The 20421-nt window shown below is 58.3% G+C and carries 14 protein-coding genes; 9 read left to right on the plus strand and 5 right to left on the minus strand.

Annotated elements, in window-relative coordinates; all coding sequences use genetic code 11:
* Window positions 1–189 precede the first annotated feature (189 nt).
* Genes RBT76_02825 through RBT76_02840 form a run of 4 tightly spaced genes read right to left on the minus strand, consistent with a single transcriptional unit; the run spans window position 190 to window position 7740 of the window.
* A complete protein-coding gene (locus tag RBT76_02825; GenBank protein ID MDX9856703.1) occupies window positions 190–3993 on the minus strand; it encodes an efflux RND transporter permease subunit in 3804 nt (1267 codons plus the stop codon).
* Window positions 3994–3997: 4 nt separating this feature from the next.
* Entirely contained in the window at window positions 3998–5953 is a 1956-nt protein-coding gene (locus RBT76_02830) for an efflux RND transporter periplasmic adaptor subunit (protein MDX9856704.1), read from the minus strand.
* A gap of 36 nt (window positions 5954–5989) precedes the next feature.
* Entirely contained in the window at window positions 5990–6478 is a 489-nt protein-coding gene (locus RBT76_02835; protein MDX9856705.1) for a hypothetical protein, read from the minus strand.
* A 20-nt stretch (window positions 6479–6498) separates the two neighbouring features.
* On the minus strand, window positions 6499–7740 hold the full coding sequence (locus RBT76_02840) for a TolC family protein (GenBank protein MDX9856706.1): 1242 nt from the start codon (window positions 7738–7740) through the stop codon (window positions 6499–6501).
* A 476-nt stretch (window positions 7741–8216) separates the two neighbouring features.
* On the opposite strand from RBT76_02840, the gene RBT76_02845 reads away from it, so the two are divergent.
* Window positions 8217–9278 (plus strand): ATP-binding protein, encoded by a 1062-nt coding sequence (locus tag RBT76_02845; protein MDX9856707.1) that lies wholly within the window; start codon window positions 8217–8219, stop codon window positions 9276–9278.
* Window positions 9275–10630, plus strand: coding sequence for a sigma-54 dependent transcriptional regulator (locus RBT76_02850; protein ID MDX9856708.1), 1356 nt, complete (start codon window positions 9275–9277; stop codon window positions 10628–10630). The genes RBT76_02845 and RBT76_02850 overlap by 4 nt, the downstream gene beginning before the upstream one ends.
* Window positions 10631–10695: 65 nt before the next feature.
* Here the strand turns inward: RBT76_02850 and RBT76_02855 are convergent, their stop codons facing one another.
* Window positions 10696–12888: an FG-GAP-like repeat-containing protein gene (locus tag RBT76_02855; GenBank protein ID MDX9856709.1), complete on the minus strand. Its 2193-nt coding sequence runs from the start codon at window positions 12886–12888 to the stop codon at window positions 10696–10698.
* Window positions 12889–13183: 295 nt separating this feature from the next.
* Between RBT76_02855 and RBT76_02860 the strand changes: the two genes are divergently transcribed.
* The 7 genes from RBT76_02860 to RBT76_02890 all read left to right on the plus strand — a co-directional run bounded on the left by RBT76_02860 (window position 13184) and on the right by RBT76_02890 (window position 20418).
* Complete coding sequence (locus tag RBT76_02860) at window positions 13184–14617, plus strand: sodium:solute symporter (GenBank protein MDX9856710.1); 1434 nt, start codon at window positions 13184–13186, stop codon at window positions 14615–14617.
* Window positions 14618–14636: 19 nt separating this feature from the next.
* Complete coding sequence (locus tag RBT76_02865) at window positions 14637–15935, plus strand: hypothetical protein (GenBank protein MDX9856711.1); 1299 nt, start codon at window positions 14637–14639, stop codon at window positions 15933–15935.
* Window positions 15936–16177: 242 nt separating this feature from the next.
* Entirely contained in the window at window positions 16178–16612 is a 435-nt protein-coding gene (locus RBT76_02870; GenBank protein ID MDX9856712.1) for an Rrf2 family transcriptional regulator, read from the plus strand.
* 129 nt (window positions 16613–16741) lie between these two features.
* Window positions 16742–17272 (plus strand): cytochrome c, encoded by a 531-nt coding sequence (locus RBT76_02875; GenBank protein MDX9856713.1) that lies wholly within the window; start codon window positions 16742–16744, stop codon window positions 17270–17272.
* 111 nt (window positions 17273–17383) lie between these two features.
* Window positions 17384–19246: a Sec-dependent nitrous-oxide reductase gene (gene nosZ / locus RBT76_02880; GenBank protein ID MDX9856714.1), complete on the plus strand. Its 1863-nt coding sequence runs from the start codon at window positions 17384–17386 to the stop codon at window positions 19244–19246.
* 110 nt (window positions 19247–19356) lie between these two features.
* Window positions 19357–19941: a hypothetical protein gene (locus RBT76_02885; GenBank protein MDX9856715.1), complete on the plus strand. Its 585-nt coding sequence runs from the start codon at window positions 19357–19359 to the stop codon at window positions 19939–19941.
* A 12-nt stretch (window positions 19942–19953) separates the two neighbouring features.
* Complete coding sequence (locus RBT76_02890; protein MDX9856716.1) at window positions 19954–20418, plus strand: nitrous oxide reductase accessory protein NosL; 465 nt, start codon at window positions 19954–19956, stop codon at window positions 20416–20418.
* The last annotated feature ends 3 nt before the right edge of the window (window positions 20419–20421 follow it).

Here is a 20421-nt window from a genome sequence, read left to right on the forward strand (position 1 = left end):
ATTCGCCACAGGCACCGCGTTGACATTCGATGCCCGGATGAACGTATGGAACGCGGTGCGGGTCGATATAGGGGCCGAACCGGGCGTGTCACGCGTGGATTGCAATGGTCCACATTGCACACCGATCCGTTCACTGCCGTCCGGTGATCTCCCGCCGGCGCTCAGGGGGGTCTTTTCCGTGGCCCGATCTCATTCGGTCGGGCCGGAAGTCGAGCGCTGCGACCGTTTCAAGCGCATCTCAGCAAGCAGGCAGTAGAGCGTCGGTACGGTAAACACGGTAATCAGGACCACGGTCATGCCACCGAAAGACGGGATGGCCATCGGCACCATGATATCTGAGCCGCGGCCCGTTGAGGTCAGGACCGGAAGCAGCGCGAGAATCGTGGTAGCCACCGTCATGAGAGCGGGGCGAATGCGCCTCTTCCCTGCCTCGACGGTCGCTTCGCGGATCGCTGTCACGGATGCCGGTTTGTCGCGGTCAAAGACCTGCGTAAGATATGTGGAAATCAGGACGCCATCGTCGGTGGCAATGCCGAACAACGCCAGAAAGCCGACCCACACAGCTACCGAGAGGTTGAATTCCCGTACCTGGAACACCTGGCGGAGGTTTTCGCCGAAAAGGGAGAAGTTCAAAAACCAGTCCTGCCCGTACAGCCAGAGCATGAGAAATCCGCCGGACCACGCCACGAAGATGCCGGAAAAGACGAGCAATGTCGTAGGAACCTGTTTGAACTGGAAGTACAGGATAAGGAAGATAACGACCAGTGACAGCGGCAAGACGATCATCAGCCGTCGTTCCGACCGCACCTGGTTTTCATAGGACCCGGAGAATTCGTAACTGACCCCGGCAGGAATCTCGAATTCCCCGGTCGAAATCTTATTGCGCAGAAGCTGTTGTGCGTCCTGGACGACGTCCACTTCGGCGTGCCCGGGTTTCTTGTCGAAGATGACGTAGCCGGTGAGGAACGTGTTTTCGGACTTGATCACCATCGGTCCGCGCACGAACCGAATTTCCGCCAATTCTATCAGCGGGATCTGTGGGCCCGAGGGAGCCGGCACAAGCACCCGACCGAGTTCGTCGAGGTCGTTTCTCAATTCGCGCTGGTAACGAACTCTCACCGGGTACCGTTCGCGACCTTCAACGGTCGTGGTTATCGGTTTCCCTCCGATTGCGACCTCAATAACGTCCTGTACCTGACGGATGCTCAAACCGTACCGCGCGATTTTCTCCCGATCGACATCGATTTCGAGGTATGGTTTACCGACGATTCGATCCGCGAGCACCGCCGACGGTTCGACAGAGGGCACGAGCTTGAGCAGTCGTTCGATTTCCAGGCCGACTCGCTCGATCGTCTCTAAATCCGGTCCCTTCACTTTGACACCCATCGGAGCGCGCATCCCCGATTGGAGCATGACAATGCGAGCGGCAATCGGCTGTAGCCTGGGGGCCGAAGTGGTTCCGGTGAGCTTGCCGGCCTTCACAATCTCACGCCAAATGTCATCGGGCGATTTGATGTGTTCGCGCCAATTTCGGTACGGTCTGCCGTTGTCGTCAGGAATCAACGCGCCCGACGAACCACGCCGGAATTCGCCTGTGGCGTCGTCGTATTCGAAGCGCAGTCGGCGGCCGTTGCCATCCACGATATACTCCGGTTTGTAGTTGATCACGGTCTCGATCATGGAGATGGGCGCCGGATCCAGCGGCGAATCCGCGCGTCCGAGTTTGCCGACAACAGACTCGATTTCCGGAATGCTCTGGAAAGCCATGTCCTGGTGCTGCAGAACATCGAGCGCTTCACCTATGGACGCATGCGGCATGGTCGTGGGCATCCATAGAAAAGACCCTTCGTCGAGATCGGGCATAAACTCCTTGCCGATGCCGGGGAAGGCGTGGCTGACGGCCACTACGGGCGGGGACGAAAGCACCCATGAGGGCAGCCATCCGAAAAGTGAACCGAACCCAAGCCAGATGGTGGCCCCAAGCAACACGAGCGCCGCGGGGAGTGACAGGAAGAGCGCCTTATGTGCAAGACACCAGCGGAGGATTGGTTCGTAGACCCGGATAAACAGCTGGAATACCAGCAGTATGCCTCCAAACAGCACGGCTACAAAAATGAAGTTCACCAGTGTGCCCGCATCGACGCCAAATGGCTCCCAGTGGTCCGCCAGAATCCACGCGATCAGGACCACAACGACGTAATTAATCCAGATCGACGACGTCTTTTGGAGCATACCGGGAAGCCGGTCACGGAAGCCAGCGTAGGCAGCGGCCAGGAGCAGGGCGATTCCGGTCAGCCACAGTGAAAACGCGATCGCAATCATCCCACCGAGTCCGAGACCAATCGCCCGCCAGCTGCCCCTCCTGAGCGAGTGCGTGGATCGCCTAAACAGGACATGCGCGAACGGCGGAATGATAGTCAGCGCGATGATGACGGACGCGATGAGTGCGAACGTCTTGGTATATGCGAGCGGCTTGAAAAGCTTGCCTTCGGCGGCCTCCATGGTGAAGACGGGAAGAAACGACACGACAGTCGTGGCGACCGCCGTCAGGACGGCGCTTCCGACTTCTGATGACGCCCGGTAGATCACTTCGAGCCGGCTCTCCCCCGGCCGCGCCGCATCAAGATGCTTGAGAATGTTCTCGCATATGATGATCCCCATGTCATCAATAGTCCCGATGGCGATGGCGATGCCGGAGAGCGCCACGATATTGGCGTCGACACCGAATACCTTCATACCGATGAAGGTCATCAACACGGTTAGCGGCAGCATTGCGGAAATGAGCACCGAGCTGCGCATGTGCATTACGGTAACGATGACCACGATGATGACGACCAGCATTTCATCCACTAATGCAGTATTGAGTGTCCCCAGAGTTTCGTAGATGAGGCCGGTGCGGTCGTAGAACGGGACAATGGTCACCTGCGAGGTACGTCCGTCGGGGAGTGTCTTTTTCGGCAGGCCCGGGGATATTTCCTCGATCTTTTTTTTGACGTTTTTGATGGTGGCAAGGGGGTTTTCCCCGAAACGGACGACAACGACACCGCCGACAACTTCGGCGCCTCCCTTGTCAAGGGCGCCGCGACGCATCGCCGGTCCGAGTGTGACCGAAGCGACGTCCATCACACGGAGCGGGATTTGGCCGGACTGCTTGACGGCCGTTTGTTCAATGTCGTCGATACTTTCAATGAATCCGAGACCGCGAATAACATATTCGACTTGGTTGATTTCGATGGTCCTCGCACCGACATCGATATTGGAAGCACGGACGGCGTTGTATATATCGGTAAGGGTAACATCGTGGGCGCGCATGGCATCGGGATTAACGTCAATCTGGTACTCCTGCACGAAGCCGCCGACCGACGCGACTTCGGAGACGCCATCGGCCGATTGCAGTGCGTATCGGACGGTCCAGTCCTGAATGGAGCGCAGCTCGTGGAGATCCCAGCCGCCGGTAGGATTGCCGTCGCGGTCACGACCTTCCAGTGTATACCAAAAAACCTGGCCGAGGGCGGTAGCATCGGGTCCGAGGGTCGGCTGCACCGCGGAGGGAAGCATGCCGGGTGAGAGCGAGGCGAGTTTTTCGAGGACGCGGGATCGCGACCAATAGAACTCGACGTCATCCTTGAAAATGATATAGATGGTCGAGAAGCCGAAGTAAGAGTAGCTTCGGATCGTCTTGACACCCGGAATTCCGAGCAGGGAAACGGTAAGAGGATAGGTAATCTGGTCTTCGACGTCCTGCGGCGAACGTCCCGCCCATTCGGTGAACACGATCTGCTGATTCTCGCCGATATCAGGGATGGCGTCGACCGGGATCGGGTCACGCGGCAGGCCGGCGATATCCCAATCGAATGGAGCGACCATGATTCCCCACGCGATGATAACGACTGTGATCAGCCCGACAACCAGTTTGTTTTCAAGGCAGTAACGCAGGACGCGGTCTATGGGAGACGGCCGACCGATTTCCGGTGGCTGGACGGGCGGTGTCATAGGTTCACTCCGTCACCGCCTGACCGGGCAGTTCGGACTTGATCTCCCCGCAGCGCAGCATCATGTCTCCGTAGAATGAATTCCAGACGATGTTCTCCTCCTGAAGCCAATACGCGCCGGCATTGTCTCGGGCCATAGGACAGAATGTCAGATAGAACGGACTTTCGCCGGCGTGGCCGAAGGTATCGTGCAATTCTATAACTGCCAGTGACGCGTGGTAGAAGGCGTCACGTGCCGCGGCGATATCGCCGGCTGCCGCGCCGGCCTGTGATGCGTCGGCGAGACGCCGGGAGAGAATCGTCCACCGTGAGTGCGGCTCTCCGCGGAAAATGTTCGCCTGTATCGCATCGACTGCAGCCCCGAGTGAGTCGAAGGTCACCGTTGCCGACGACAAATCGTCGTTAGCGAGCGCCATCTGAACCTCGAAATAGGCATCGTAGAGAGGAGAAAGAGCTTCTAACGCTTCGCCCGACGTGGTGAGGCGCGGCGCGTCTCCTGCCCGATACGGCTTCGGCCGGCTTGCCGTCCGGGAGGCGTGGCTGCTGTCGTGTATATGATCACGCATCGGCGCACTGTCATTCTCCGGCGGAGACATCATGCTTCGGCGGGCCTGGATCTGCATCTCGCTGTCGATCTTGAAGGCGCCGTTCGTGACCACCCGATCGCCTTCGTGGAGCCCGGACCGTACGATATAGAAATCACCCGCGCGTGGGCCGAGAGTAATCTCACGACCCTCGAAGACAACACCGTCGTCACTCGGCACGCGCACATAGACGATGGCGCGTTTACCGGTGATGAGGGGCGCTGTCGACGGAATGAGCAGCGGGGCATCGGCGCCGGGCTGATTCACCCCGGGGGCGAATCCTGCAACGGACGTTGCCGCGCCGGCGGTAATCGATGTTCGTACAATACCGGTGACCAGCATGTCGGGTTTCAGACGGCCCCGGTCATTCGGCACCACGGCGCGTACGTCCACGGTGCGGCTTTTGGGATCAACGACAGGGTCGATGAAATCGATCTCCGCGTTGAAGGTCTCTCCGGGAAAGGACGGAGATTCAAATGCGACTTGCTGTCCCTTCTTCAACCAGGGCAAGTCGGATTCATATGCCTCGAAGGTGACCCAGAGAGTTGACAGGTCGGCGATTGTGTAAATCCGCGTCCCGGTGGTGACGTACATTCCCTCCCTGGCTTCTTTCTGTATCACGACCCCGGCTGCGGGTGCACGGATTATGAGGCGCTCCGGAACACTGCCCGCATCTTCCAGGTCGGAGATTTGTTTGTCTGTGAGACCGAACAGGCGCAGTTTCTCTCGTGCCGATGCGAGGGTTGCTTCCGCCGTCGATTTGAGAACCGAACTGCGGGACTGATCGAGCGAGTGCACGGCAGTTCTGGCCTGGAGCAATTCCTCCTGAGCGGCAATCAGTTCCGGAGAGTACATTTCAACCATGGGCTCGTGTTTCTCCACGGTGGCTCCCGTGAAATCGATCAGCAATCGGTCGAGCCGTCCGGGTACCCAGGCAGTGATATAGGCAACGCGAGTCTCGTCGTAGGTGAGTTTGCCCGGCATGCGGACGGTCCGTTCGGCTGCCGAGTGAACGGCCGGGGTTGTCCGGATGTCGGCCAGCTTTACGGCCGTCTCAGACATGCGTATGCGGCCCGGATCAGTGTCGCCGTCGCCGCCCGCGTCAACCGGAATGAGATCCATGAAACAGATCGGGCATTTGCCCGGCTTGGGCAACTGGATCTGCGGGTGCATGGAGCAGGTCCACACCGCAGATTCCGGGGATGTCTGCGTGGTCGAGCCGTTCGCGGACACAGCGCGGCTGGATTCGTCTGAGTGGGATGCAAGGCGGCCGAGGAAAAACGCCGCAGCAGCTACGACCACCACCAAAAGAAGCATCCGTCGACTGCCCGGCACGAACGCGTGCCAAAAAGGTCGTTTCTCGGTATTGTTATCCACGGCCAATTCCCTTCATGCGCAATGCGTCAGGGCCGATCAATGCCCATGACCGGCGCGATCGTCCGAAGGTTCTTTCTTCGAATCGACGGCGGCATCGGCCTTGCTCTCGTTCATCTTTTTGAGGCGAGGTGTGGGATCGCTCAAGAAATCGTCGCGACACGTGTCGCTGCAGAAGAACAGTCGGCGGCCTTCAAAATACGTGGTGATGGATTTGTCCTCCAGCGCGGTGCCGGATACCGGGCATGTCGTCTGAATGTTCTCATATACGATTCCGGATTCGGCGGCCTTCCTGAAGTAGCTGTCAGGATCGGCTTTCAGCTTCTCCGAACACATGGGGCAGCAATGGTACACGCGCTGACCCTGAATATCGGTGTACGCGGTACTGTCGATTTTGCCTCCCATAACGGGGCAGTGTGTCTGGTTTCTCAGTTGCAGTGAGTCGGTCCTCGATTCATCGGCCGATCCAATGGAAGCCAGACTGAGTACCCAGATCGATGCACAGACGATGCATTTGACTGATTTCATCGGTGACTCCTTTTTATCGACTAATCCTGTTCGTAGACTTTCAAATCCGTGCCGGCCATCATTTCCAACTGCGCTCTGCGCGCGGCGAGATTTGCCTGTTCACGGGCAAGCGTAAGCTGAAACGCAAGCAGTTGTCGCTGGGTATCGAGCAGGTTGAGAAAATCCGTTTCACCTGCCTGATAGGCGGTGTACAGCGAATTGAGGGATTGCTCGGCCTTGGGCACGAGCCCGTCGCGGTAAAGGCGTACCTTTCGCAGGGCGTCAGAGTAGTCAAACAGGGTCTGACGGGCCGTTGCGACGAGGCTGTTTTGCAGATCGTGCCGGTTGTACTCGGCGGCCCGGTGACGCGCTGCAGCTTCGTCCCGTGCCGCGGCGTTTTTGCCGAACCAGATGGGAAGCGATATGCCGGCAGTGACCATCCACGAATCGCCGCTGGATTGCCCGGTGTGAATGTTGACGGCCTCGTCAACTTCGATGTATTCCACGCCGAACAGGAAATCCGGATAGGAACTGCGCCGGGCCACCCGCTCTCCCGCCTTCTCTTTCTCTACCATAAACCGCAGCGCGCGGATGTCCGGATTGTTACGTATGATCGCATCGATCACCGAGTCGGCAACAAGCGGCGCTTCCATCACTGGTAACGCGGCCGGTACCGGCAGATCGATTTCGTCGGGAAGGTCAAGGAGGGCTCGAAGGCGCGCGGCAGCGGGAAGCATGGCTTCTTCGAGCGTCTGTACACGATCTTCGAGCTTGCCGAGTTCGACCTGCGCCATGATCAGATCCGGGTGCTGTTTCAATCCGACCCGGTATTTTGCCCGCGCGACCGATTCCCAAAACGTCATCAGGTCGAAGTTGTCCCGAGTGATCTGCAGGTTGCGGCCGAGGTAGTAGTATTCGATATATGCCGATTTGACGTCGTAGAGCAGGCGCTGGAGTGAGATGTCGAACTGCTCGAAGGACGCGTGCGCGGCAGCGGACGCCACCGCCTTCTTCGCCTCGAGCGTACCAAACCAGGGGATTGACTGTTGAAGACCGAACCGCTGCTCCATGGGACGGCTCGTGGGCTCAAAATCCATAAACATGTGCCCGTACATAAACATTGGATCCGGCACCGCCCCCGCGTAACCGGTCCGCCGTTGGTCGGCTACCCACCGGTGGTAGGCCCCACGCAGTCCGGGATTACGCCGGACGGCGACCGCGACGTAGTCCTCGACAGAAAAAAGCGAATCAAAGGTCGGAAGATTGCCCGGTGGGACCTTCATGAGTGCCGTCACTGAGTCGGCGGATTGGGGCGAATCGCCGGACGAAGCGTAAGCCGCGACCGAGACCGAAAGCAGTAGAAGGGCAGCTCCCACACTATTAAGGAGTAGTCGGTGCCGGTGGCTGCATATCAGTGTGCGGCGAGACCCGGATGCCCGGGGTACTTCCTTCTGTTGCTCTTTTCCAGTAGCCATCATTGTAATGCTCAATCAAGTGGGGTGCCAATCCATGTGGCATATTGTGGCATAACGACTTACATATTTTTATTGAAATTGGATTGAGAAAAATGAAGAATATTCTCCAATATCGTATAATAATAGTGGAGAATATTCTAAGTTAATGCCTTGTGGATCGCCGCACCAGACCCTGGGTCAGGTCCTGTCACAACAGGGTACGATGAAGGTCTTAGTACAGTCCACGGGCAAAGAACACGATATCATGTCAGCTACCGGTCCTCAGTTCGGTGAGAGTTTGAACCATGTGGAAGCCTGAAAAGAACATCACGAAGCTGTACGTTCTTGCGGGGGTGATCGCGGTGACGGTCGGAATCCATTACGGATGGTTGATTGAGCCGTTTTTTGGCCACGTTCATTGGATACACGCGGCCCATGGCCGTTTTTGTTACATCCCGATCGTAATCGGGGCAACGTGGTTCGGGTTGCAGGGAGGCTTGCTCACGGCGCTGGTTATCTCACTGGCGGTACTTCCGTATATCACGGGATCCGATCTGCCGGCCGATGCTTATGCCGACGAATTGATCGAGATCATCTTTTATTTTGCGATAGCGCTCCTGGTGGGCGGTCTCATGCAACGCGAATTCCGGTCGCGCGCGAGGGCGGAAGAAATGCGCCTGCAGTTGGAGCGGTCTCAGAAAATGTCACTGGTCGGACGGATCGCGGCCGGGATGGCTCATGAGATCAAAAACCCGCTCGCATCGATCAAAGGGGCGGTTGAGATCCTCTGCGATCCGGCGACGGCGCCGGCCGACCGCGACGAGTTCCAATCCATCGTCTCCAAAGAAGTGAAACGCATCAACACGAGTGTCAGTGACTTTCTGGAGTTCGCGCGGCCGAGTGAGACACGCATGGCACATATCAACCTGGCCGACGCGGTTCGCTCGAGTCTGAAACAGGTTCAGGCGCAGGCGCGCAAGCGGACGGTCGCGATCGACAGCACGCTTGAAGATCCGGTGACAGTGAATGCCGACGCTGAGAAGATTCACCAGGTTATGCTCAATCTCCTGCTCAACGCGGTCGACGCGTCGCCGGATTCGTCAACGGTGACCGTGAGTTTAAAGACAGACGGGGATCGTGCTCGCGTCCTCGTGGAGGACAGGGGCGACGGTATCAGAGCGGAGGACGCAGCTCGGGTGTTTGAACCCTTTTTCACGACCAAATCGTCGGGAACCGGTCTCGGGTTGGCGATCGCACAAAACATAATGGACACACACGGCGGAACGCTCTCCCTGCGCAACCGTTCCGGGGGCGGCGCCGTGGCCGAGATGACGCTTCCGCGTGTGCGGGTGGATGGTGGCGCATGAAGATACTACTGGTCGATGACGACTCATCGGTACGCCGCGTTCTGCAGTTCAAGCTGCAGAAACAGGGATACGAAGTCGAAACAGCGCCCGACGGGACTGCCGCCCTGCACGTACTCTCGCAGCGGATGTTCGACCTGCTCCTTTCCGACATACGTATGCCCAAGATGGACGGGATCGAGTTGCTGAGCCGGGCAAAGAACGTACAGCCGGAAATCAAGGTCATATTGCTAACGGCACACGCAACGGTCAGTCAGGCAGTTCAGGCGGTGAAGCTGGGCGCATTCGACTATATCACAAAGCCGTTCGACGACGACGAGCTGTTTGTCGCCATTGACAAGGCGCTGCAATTTGAGCGGCTCGAGTCGGAGAACCGCCGGTTGCGCGGTGAGTTGCTAAAGGCCGAATCGGAAAAGCAGTTGTTGGGAGAGTCACCTGCTTTCCGCGAGTTGAAGTCGATGATCGGCAAAATCGCCGATAGTGACGCGACGGTGCTTATCACGGGTGAATCGGGTACCGGCAAAGAGATTGTCGCACGTACGATTCACCGGGAGAGCGATCGGGCGGACAGAAGCTTCGTCGCGGTGAACTGCGCCGCGATTCCGCGCGATCTTATCGAGTCGGAGTTGTTCGGTCATCTCAGGGGCTCGTTTACCGGCGCCGTGAAAGACAAACGGGGTAAGTTCGAACTGGCGGACGGCGGTACGCTGCTGCTCGACGAGATCAGCGAGCTGGCCGTCGAGTTGCAGGCGAAACTGCTCCGGGTGTTGCAGGAGCGCGTGATCGAGCCGATCGGCTCAGAGACGCGGACCCCGGTCGACGTACGCGTTCTCGCTGCGTCGAATGTCGACCTGCGTGAGCGTGTTCGGTCGGGCCGGTTTCGCGATGATTTGTATTATCGGCTGAATGTAGTCCCTTTCCATGTGCCCAGCCTTCGGGAACGCCGCGAGGACATACCGCTGCTCGCGCGAGAATTCGCCCGCAGGCACGACACCGAGTCGGAGCTCACGCTCGATCCCGCGCTGCTGGACGCGCTGGCTGCTCATAGCTGGCCGGGAAACGTACGGGAGCTCGAGAACCTCATCGCGCGGATGGTCATTCTCCGACATGGCGACATACTGACACTGAAGGACCTTCCTGATGATTTCGGCGCCTTCGATCCTCGTCGGGACATCGAAACAAGCTCCGTCGATTCTGCCGTCACCCTTGAAGATGCGGAGCGCAGACTGATCGTAGAGGCCCTGTTGAAAACCGGTTGGAATAAGTCCCGGGCTGCAAAACGTCTTGGAATTCCCAGGCACGTTCTCGTGTATCGACTGAAGAAGTTCGGGATCGATGAACCAAAGTCAGTTTGACCGTCAAGGAGAGACCCAATGCACGTGTCTGCATCGGGCCTCTCATGTAGTCACATTCACACGGTCTACCGGCGAGTGCGTTCCAGTACCAGTTTCTTCAGCTCAGCGATTTCCTCACGAAGCTCGTCGTTTTCCTTTTTGAGCTGCTTGATGGCGGCAAGGGCGATTCCTGACGGATCAATGGTGGAGATTGACTTGCCGTCGGAGCCGACTCCGAAGGTTTCCTGGAAGTCCTGAGCGGTCGGGCCAATATGTTCCGTGACGGGATCACCGCGGTAGTTCCACCGGGTGATTTCAAGCTCGTCGATTTTCTCCAGCAGTTCGCGTCCATCGATGGGCCGGAAATTCTCCTTGGCAGCGGCATCCGATGCGTTAACCCAGTTGGTTCCGTCGCAGAAAGCGCCACCGGCAACTTCGATGGGCTGGCTTGGCTCGACGCCTACTCCAACGCCGGTATGGAAGTAGCCGTTGCCGTCGGAGTCCATCCCGGCCATCTTCATACCACTTGCGTGATTGATGTTCAGGCTCCCTTTAATCACACCACCTTTACGGGCGCGCAGGGTAATCGATGCACTATCAGTGGCCAGCAGGAGAACTGCCGTGGTGTCGTCCGTCGATCCGATAACACGGTTGGACTCGGCGCCGGTGCCCTTGGTTTTGATGGCATGGGCGGTGGTGGTTGGCGTGACTTTCAGGTACGCCTCGCTTTCCGGAACGCCGTCGCCGTCAGAATCGTGGTCGGTGGCAACAATGCCCCCGGCGCTGTCGATGGCGATCATGCTTCGAAGGACCTCATTCCCCTCACGATCGAGGTAGACAATTGAGCCGGACTTGCGTTCCACGGTCGACATCATCACGGTCTCCGGAATCCCGTCTTCGTCGCTGTCACTGGACTGCGCGATTGTCGACCGTCTCGTTGTGTCGTCGGCAGTCACATTCATGTCGAGTCTCATCGGAAAAGCATCCATCAGGTTAAACCGTTTTTTCGACGTCTTCATTGAGAATGCCGCATTGCTAAAACCGCTGCTGTGCGACACGCCGCTTTCCGTAATCCCGTCACCGTCATCGTCGTATTCGGTGAAGAGGGTAGCATCGGTATCGTCGCAGTCACCGCCTGCGGACATCCGCTTCGCCCCGGTGCCTTTGGTGTTGATTGCGAGGCGAGCATCGGTTGCCGTCGTACTCGACGACACCGTCAGATCGAGGGCACCATCATCGTCCAGATCGACACCATGGACTTCGACTGTTCCGTCGAGGCCCGTGTTCGTAGAAGATGCAGCGAGGCGGACCGGCTCCGCGCCTGTTGCCTTCGTTTTGATCGCGACACCACAGCGGTCGGGAGCAATCAGTTTGCTGATCTCAGCGTCGGACACTCCGTCGTCATCACTGTCCATATCGAGCCACCGACGAGTGGAATCGGCGGTTACCAATGTGCCGGCGAACGTTTCGGGGTTGCCGTCATCGTCGGAATCGTACGACAGGATGCTCTGAACACGTCCCGCAACGGTAGCCCCTTCCTTCGCTTTGAATGTGACTCTCCCGACTCCCTTCCCCCTCAAGCCGGTCGTTGCCGGGTCATCATAGCCTTGCACGGCGACTCCGGAAGAGTCATACGTGACAAATGAGTTGACCAGCAAATCCGGGAGTCCATCCTCGTTGACATCGGCATCGGTCCGTATCTCGGCGGTTTCGCCGCCGGCGGACTCGGTGGTAATGCCGGTGCGTTTTGCGCCGGTTCCCTTGGTGTTGATAGCCAGTCTTGCGCTCGTTGGATCACTGACCAGGGCGAGATCAGGAATACCGTCACCGTCAAGATCGCCGATTGCGACCTGGTCCGGAAGCGTATGGATATCACCGGACAGTCGTTTCGCAACGACCGAGTACAGGCCGGCAGTGAGACGTCTGCGGGGCAAAAGGTCCTCGCCATCGACAGTAACCTGGAGGAACAGGTCGGACTGTGGAACACCGCTGGCAGGCGGTGATGCGAGTATGTCGGCGGACACGGGTGAGACTGAGCCCAGCACCACGGAAAAGAGGCCGTCGAGGACCTCGATGGAAGGATGCGACTCACTCCACAGGAGGCTCCCACTGGTGGAGTCATCATAGATGCCAAAAGTCATGGGACGGCTACCGCTGATGGGGGCGCCGGAAGCGTCGAGCAGACATCCCTGGTGCGTGAATGTCGACGGGGCGGACCAAGCTGATACAGCACAGATGAGGGCACACATCAGAGCACAGACGCATACGACAGCGCGCATACAGAACTCCTTGTGAAGGACGTAGGGTTGAAGGAAAATCAGTGCAAGCGAAACCGGCTATGGAGCGCGACCGCTTTGAGCAGGTGGTTTAATATATACAATACGGCCCAATTTAGTCAATGTTATTATTTATCCAACCGATATGGAAACGGTCGGGCCGGCAGAGCCGGGCCCCGATGGCTCTTTGTTCCGAACGGAACAATCCACATTCTTGAATTTGCCCTTCGCTATCTACTCTATTATATTAGCGGCTGTTTGCGACCGAGGATTACTCTTTGCGGGAGTGTGGCTTGCTATGGTCCTGAAGGTGTTTGTTCTGGCGGCGTATGCCGCAATGATCATATGGATCGGGATCGCCGGATTTCGGAAGGCCCGATCTTTCTCCGACTACTTTCTTGGCGGCGGAACGGTGGGGGCCTGGATGACGGCATTCACGTACGGTACCGCCTACTTCTCTGCCGTCATGTTTATCGGCTTCGCAGGTCGGGTCGGGTGGGGGTTCGGCTTGTCGGGCCTCTGGATTGCGGCCGGCAATACGCTGGTGGGAGTCTTGCTGGTCTGGTGGCTGCTTGGTCCGAAGATCAGGCGCATGTCACGAGAATACGGGGTCCACACCATAGGTGAGTACTTCGAGAAACGTTACGAGAGTCCTTTCTTCAAGCTGTACGCATCGATCTGCATCTTCGTTTTCTTCATCCCCTACTCGGCGGCTGTGTTTATGGGGTTGTCGTACCTCTTCCGATCGACTTTTGGCATAGACTATACGCTGGCCCTGATTCTCATGGGCGGTTTCACCGCACTCTACCTCGTCCTCGGCGGGTACAAGTCGATCACGGTGATCGACATGGTATTCGGGATAATCATGCTCCTAGGAGTTGGTGTCATGCTGTGGAGCATCCTGGAGCAGGGCAAAGGCCTTGGGACCATTGTCAGCGGCATAGCATCGATCGATCCCAAGCTGGCGTCGCCGGTTGGTCCGCCAGGATGGTGGCCGTTGTTCAGTCTCGTATTTCTGACCAGTGTCGCCCCCCTGGCGATGCCGCAGCTGGTGCAGAAGTTTTATGCCATTCGTGATGATCGCGCGATCCGCGTCGGCATGGTCGGTTCGACCGTGTTCGCTCTGATTGTCACCGGAATCGGCTATTTCGCGGGTGCAACCACGCGCTATTTTCTGTCCAGTGAAAACGCACCGATGGCATTTGCCGACGGCGCCCCGATCTACGACGCCCTGATGCCCGAGCTGCTTACGCGCGTGATCCCGGAGGCACTCTCGGTCCTGATACTTTTGCTGATACTGTCGGCGTCCATGTCGACGCTGGCGGCTCTGGTGCTGATTTCCAGTTCAGCGGTCGCCAAGGATTTTTATGCCGGTTTTGTCAACCGCACGGTGTCGGACAGCGCTTTGACGAAGCTGATGCGAACAGGCAGCGCTGCAATTGTGATCTTATCGGTTGTCATGGCGTACTATCGGCCGGCGACGATCGTCAGTATCCTCGGCATTTCATGGGGTGCGATCGGGGCGGCGTTTCTGGGACCGTTTCTGTGGGGGCTGTGCGGACGCCGGGCCAACCGGATCGGCGCACTTGGTTCGTCGCTGACAGGACTGGCGGTGTGCCTGACGCTGTATATGACCGGCACCGCGTCGCCGCAGGCAGGTACGTTGGGCATGATCGTATCGCTCGCCCTTACGCCGCTGCTCAGCGCCCTTGTGCCAACGCGGCAGGCATAGCGAACCGGGGAGGATGACGATGTATTCGCTCGCGCGCGCACTGGCGGCGATCATGCTGATTGCGTCGGCTGTGTCGGCCGAGGAACTCGGCGACCACTGGAGCGTCAACTTCAACGAGCGGTTCCGACTCGTAACCTGGGACAATGCCATCAGCCTCGATCGGACCGCGGGGGCTTCGCGGACCTTCACCCGTCATCGTACCCAGCTTGGCGCGGTCTGGACGCCCGACAAAACGGTAGCGATCGGGCTGCAACTGGCTAACGAGTTCCGGTATTATGCGGTGCCATCAACCGTTGACTTCCATGTGGATGAAGTTTTCGTCGACCTGGCGTATGTGAAGCTTGCACGACCGCGTAGTCTGCCGGTCACGATAACGGTCGGGCGGCAGAATATTATCCTCGGGGAGGGGTTTATCGTAATGGACGGCCACCCGCTGGATGGTTCTCGTTCCATCTACTTCAACGCTGCCCGGTTGGACTTGCATTTCAGCCCGGCTCGTCAGTTGACGGCGTTCGCCATCTATATCGAGGAGACAGACAATTGGCTTCCGGTCATTCATAGCCAGAAACAGGCTCTGGTCGAGCAACCGGAGACCGGGCTGGGTCTGTATTATACGGTCCGCAACCAGCAGTTCGAGTCGGACGCATACGTGGTATTCAAGCGGCGAGGCGCCAACGATGCGCTGCCGCATGATGCATCGACCGTGTGCATGGGCGCGCGGTTGAAGGTACCTTTGTCTATACCGTCGCAGCTCTATGCTGTCGTCGAAGGGGCGGGACAACTTGGCGAACAGGCGGGAGGTGACCGGCGGGCGATGGGCGCACACGGCTACGTGGAGCATCGGCCGACTCGGAGGCAAGTACACTGGTACCTGCCGTCGCTAATGCGAGCAGGAGCGATCTACCTTTCGGGAGACAATCCCGGGACGAAAAACCGTGAAGGCTGGGATCCGATGTTTGCGCGCTGGCCAAAGTGGAGCGAGTCCTATATCTACACGCAAGTCAAGGAAGATGCGGTAGCGTGGTGGACCAATCTGTGGTCGCTGAACGCGGCGATTCAGTTCGCCTTGTCGCCGTCGTCGGATCTGCGCTTTGATTATCATCACCTTGGCGCTCCACAGAAAAGCAGTGACGAAACGGACTTTCCGGGCGGGCGTGGTTCTACGCGGGGGGACTTGTTTATCGGAAAACTCACTTATCGGTTTGACCAGCGCTGGTCAGGGCATCTGTTGTGGGAGGGTTTTGTCCCCGGAGACTACTATTTCGAAGGAGCGGACAGCTACGCGTGGATCCGGGCTGAGCTGATGTTCCAGTATTAATGGAGCGTAGAGGCAGGTTATCCGTGATGGTGGTTCACCATCCCGGATACCCCGCACGTGCAAAATAAGGGACGAACCACGCCGCGTCCCTTGGCCGGAGCAGGGCGCCAGCTTTTATACCGTTGGCGCACACCGGGTTTGCGAATTCATGCAAAAATCCCCATTTGGGCCTTGACAGGGACATCGATGTGGCCGATATTTCGGACAAAAGAGTCCGAAACCCTGAAATAACGATCGACACTATGCTTTTTTCCAAAGCCTGCTCATACGCCATCCGCGCCTCGGTGCTGGTGGCGGCAAAAGATCCGGACGGACGGCGTGAGTTTATTCCAATTCGCGAACTGGCCGATGAGGTTGGAGTTTCGTTTCATTTCCTCACGAAGATCCTGCGAAAATTGACCGAAGCCAGCATCATGGAGTCGTTTCGCGGTCCGAACGGCGGCGTCGGGCTGATCCGCCCGGCCAGACAGGTCAGCGTCATCGACATCGTCGCGGCGATCGACGGGATGGGGTTGTTCGAAGGCTGTGCGCTCGGTCTGCCGCAGTGCAGCGAAAAGAATCCCTGTCCTCTCCACGCGGCCTGGAAGAAGCGCCGCGAAGATCTCAAGTCAATGCTGACACGAACATCACTCGCGGAACTGGCCGGTGGCCGAACGATATCGGCGAAGAGGAAGTAACAGCCCATGGTTCCGGACGATCGATGGCCTTGCCAATTTACGGATTTCCTACTCCGAAATCCGTATATAACCGGACACGAGAAAACGCGTACACGTAAACGCCATTACTTACTAACGAGGTACTGAATCATGATTGCATGTCGCACTCGCACAATTGCACTTCTGGCCGCGCTCGCTGCACTGGCGCTGGTGGTGGGATGCTCTTCGGGACCGGAGACCGAGGCCGAGCGGCAGGCCCGCTGGCAGCAGGGGCAGCTCACCAGCTGGGAGCTGGAGCACGGTATCGGTCCGATCACGGCTGATGTGGCGCTGGCGCCGGTCGATGCGGCGAAGGCAGCCCGCGGCCGGGAACTGTTCATCGCCAAATGCGCGACCTGTCATTACCTGGACGATCGCAAAACGGGGCCGGCGCTTCGCGACATTACCACCCGCCGCAGCGCCGAGTACGTACTTAACCAGATTCTCAATCCCGAGCAGATGGGGAAGCTGCATCCGGACGGCAGGAAGATGGTGGCGCAATATGCGCAGTACATGACTATCCAGGGAATCACGAACGATAACGCGACGGACCTGCTGGACTTCCTTCGCTCGGAGGCGGACAAGCCGCCGGTGCCGCTTGAGCAGCAGCCCGGCGCTCATGTACCGCCGCCCGCAAACTAGGTTCTCAACAACGGTCGCACACGCGTCACCACAGGGTAATAGGAGAGGTTCATGAAAAGGATATTATCGAAGACGATTTGGATCGGCGCCGTGGCACTGGCCGCATCTGTCATGACCGGCGGATGCGGAAACGGCAGCAAGGACGGCGTCGCCGGAACGGGCGACGCCGCATCGAAGGTATATGTCGCCCCCGGGACTCACGACGAGTTCTACGCCTTCATGTCCGGGGGATTCTCCGGGCAGGTCGGCGTCTACGGCCTGCCGTCGGGGCGCCTGCTTCGGCACGTGCCGGTCTTCTCGCAAAACGCCGAGAACGGGTACGGATACAGTGAGGAAACGAAGAATCTTTTCATGACGTCGTTCGGGTTCGTTCCGTGGGACGACGCGCATCATCCGCAACTTTCGCAGACCGACGGTGTGCCGGACGGTCGGTGGTTGTTCATCAACGGGAACAACACGCCGCGCGTAGCGCGGCTCGATCTGGCCACGTTCGAGACGGCGGAGATCATCGAGCTGCCGCATTCCGGTGGAAATCACGCGTCGCCGTTCTTGACGCCCAACACCGAATACGTGCTGGCCGGCACTCGTTTCAGCGTGCCGATCCCGCAACAGGACGTGCCGATCAACACCTACAAGGACAACTTCAAGGGCACATTGTCCTTCATTAAGATCGACTCGACCAGCGGCGCCATGTCGCTCGCGTTCCAGATCCTGGTGCCGGGTTTCAATTATGACTTGTCCCATTCCGGCAAGGGTCCGTCACACGGCTGGGCGTTTTTCTCGACCTACAATACGGAGCAGGCCAGCACACTGCTGGAAGTGAACGCGTCACGCAACGACAAGGACTATATGGCCGCGGTCAACTGGAAGCTGGCTGAGCGATATGTGGCCGAGGGCAAGGCGAAAGACATTCCGGCGTCGTATCGGCACAACTATCTCGATGACGCCCGCATTGCGCAGAGCGAGATCGTCAAGTCCGTTAAGATACTTGACCCACGCGAGTGTCCCGGGATGATCTATTACATTCCCACGCCGAAGTCACCGCACGGCGCCGACGTCGATCCCACCGGCGAGTACATTGTCGGCGGGGGCAAGCTGGCGACCGTTATTCCAGTTCACTCGTTCTCAAAAATGCTGAAAGCGATCGAGAACAAGGAGTTTGACGGTGAGGTGGACGGTATACCGATTTTGAAGTACGAATCGGTTCTGGCCGGAGAGGTTCAGAACCCGGGTCTGGGGCCGCTCCACACCGAGTTCGACGGTAAGGGTTATGCATACACGTCGATGTTCATATCGTCGGAGATCGTGAAGTGGAAACTGGGGACATGGGAAGTTGTCGACCGCGCCCCGGCGTACTACTCGATCGGGCACCTGATGATCCCGGGCGGCGACAGCAGATCCCCGTTCGGCAAGTACGTGATTGCACTCAATAAAATCACCAAGGATCGGTACCTGCCGACCGGACCGGAACTGACACATTCCGCGCAGCTGTATGACATCACCGGCGATAAAATGAAGCTTTTGCTCGACTTCCCGACTATCGGCGAGCCGCACTACGCCCAGGCGCTGCCGGCCTCGCTGGTCAAGGATCGATCGGTGAAGTACTTCCCTATCGCCGAGAACACACATCCGCATGCGATCAAGGCCGAGAATGAGGCGCGGGTCGAACGTGACGGCAGACTGGTCCGGGTCTATATGTCGACGATACGGACGCATTTCGCACCTGACAACATTGAAGGAATCAGGGTCGGCGATTCGGTGTTATTCCACGTCACGAATCTGGAACAGGACTGGGATGTGCCTCACGGTTTTGCGGTGATGGGCGCCAACAACGCCGAGCTTCTGGTCATGCCCGGCGAGACGCGCACGCTCGCGTGGAAACCGCAGGCAGCGGGAGTGATTCCGTTCTACTGCACCGACTTCTGCTCGGCGCTGCACCAGGAAATGCAGGGATATATCCGGGTATCCCGATAAGGAATGACCCCACGCGTTGCATGATGGAGTCACGGACTCAAACAACCGATGCCCGGCAGGCGCACGTAAATGTCGCCTGCCGGGAGACAAACGACAGGAAGAGGCGTACCATGACCGCCGCCGGCCGAATCGTCCTAGTTATTGCGTCACTGCTGCTGTCTCTGACGTATTTCTTCCCCCTGTGGCAGATATCCCTCGAGGCCCCGCAGTATCCCGAAGGTCTTGGCCTGGAGATATGGATAAATCAAATGCAGGGACAGAATCCGGGTGACCTGCAGAAGATCAACAATCTCAATCACTATATCGGCATGAAGACAATTCGCCCGGAATCGATCCGCGAACTGATCGTCATGCCCTGGGTAATGCGCGCCATCATGCTGTTCGGGCTGATCGCTGCAGCGCTCGGCCGGCGCCGCATGCTGCTGGCCTGGCTGGTGCTCTTCGCCCTGGTGGCTGCCTCCGGATTGGTCGATTTCTATCTCTGGGGATACGATTACGGCCACAACCTTGACATGGAAAACGCCATCATCAAGGTACCGGGGATGACCTACCAACCGCCGCTGATCGGGTCAAAGCAATTGCTGAACTTCACGGCACATTCCTGGCCGGGGATTGCCGGTTGGGTTGCAGTCGGGTCGTACCTGGTGACGCTGGGGGTCTACATTGTCGAACGGCGCCGCGAGCGGGTCGCATAAAGGAGGCTGGTTGTGAATCTCACTACACGAGCGGCACTGAGTGTTTGTTTACTGGCCACAGTAGCGATCGGATGCGGCGGCAACGGGCCGGGCACTATGCATTACGGCGATGATCGCTGCGATTACTGCAAGATGCTCGTGGCCGACCCAGCTTTCGGCTCGCAGCTCGTTTCATCCACGGGAAAAGTATTCAAGTTCGACTCTATCGAGTGTCTTGCGGCGTACGAGTTGGTGCACGAAAGTGAACTCGGCGAGGCTACGCGGTGGCTGGCCGATATAAACAACCCCGGATCGTTCCTTCGCGGTGATCAGGCGATCGTGATTCGCGGCGAGCGACTTCGCAGCCCCATGGGCCTTGGGCTGGCGGCGGTGGCATCCGACCAAAAAGCCCGAGACCTCTCGGCTGAAACCAGCGGTGCGAGCATCTCCTGGTCGGAGGTCCGTGAATATGTTTCTGACGCGTGGGACGTCAGGTAAGTC

Source organism: Candidatus Zixiibacteriota bacterium, assembly GCA_034003725.1.
In the GTDB taxonomy this organism is placed as follows: Bacteria; Zixibacteria; MSB-5A5; order GN15; family FEB-12; genus WJMS01.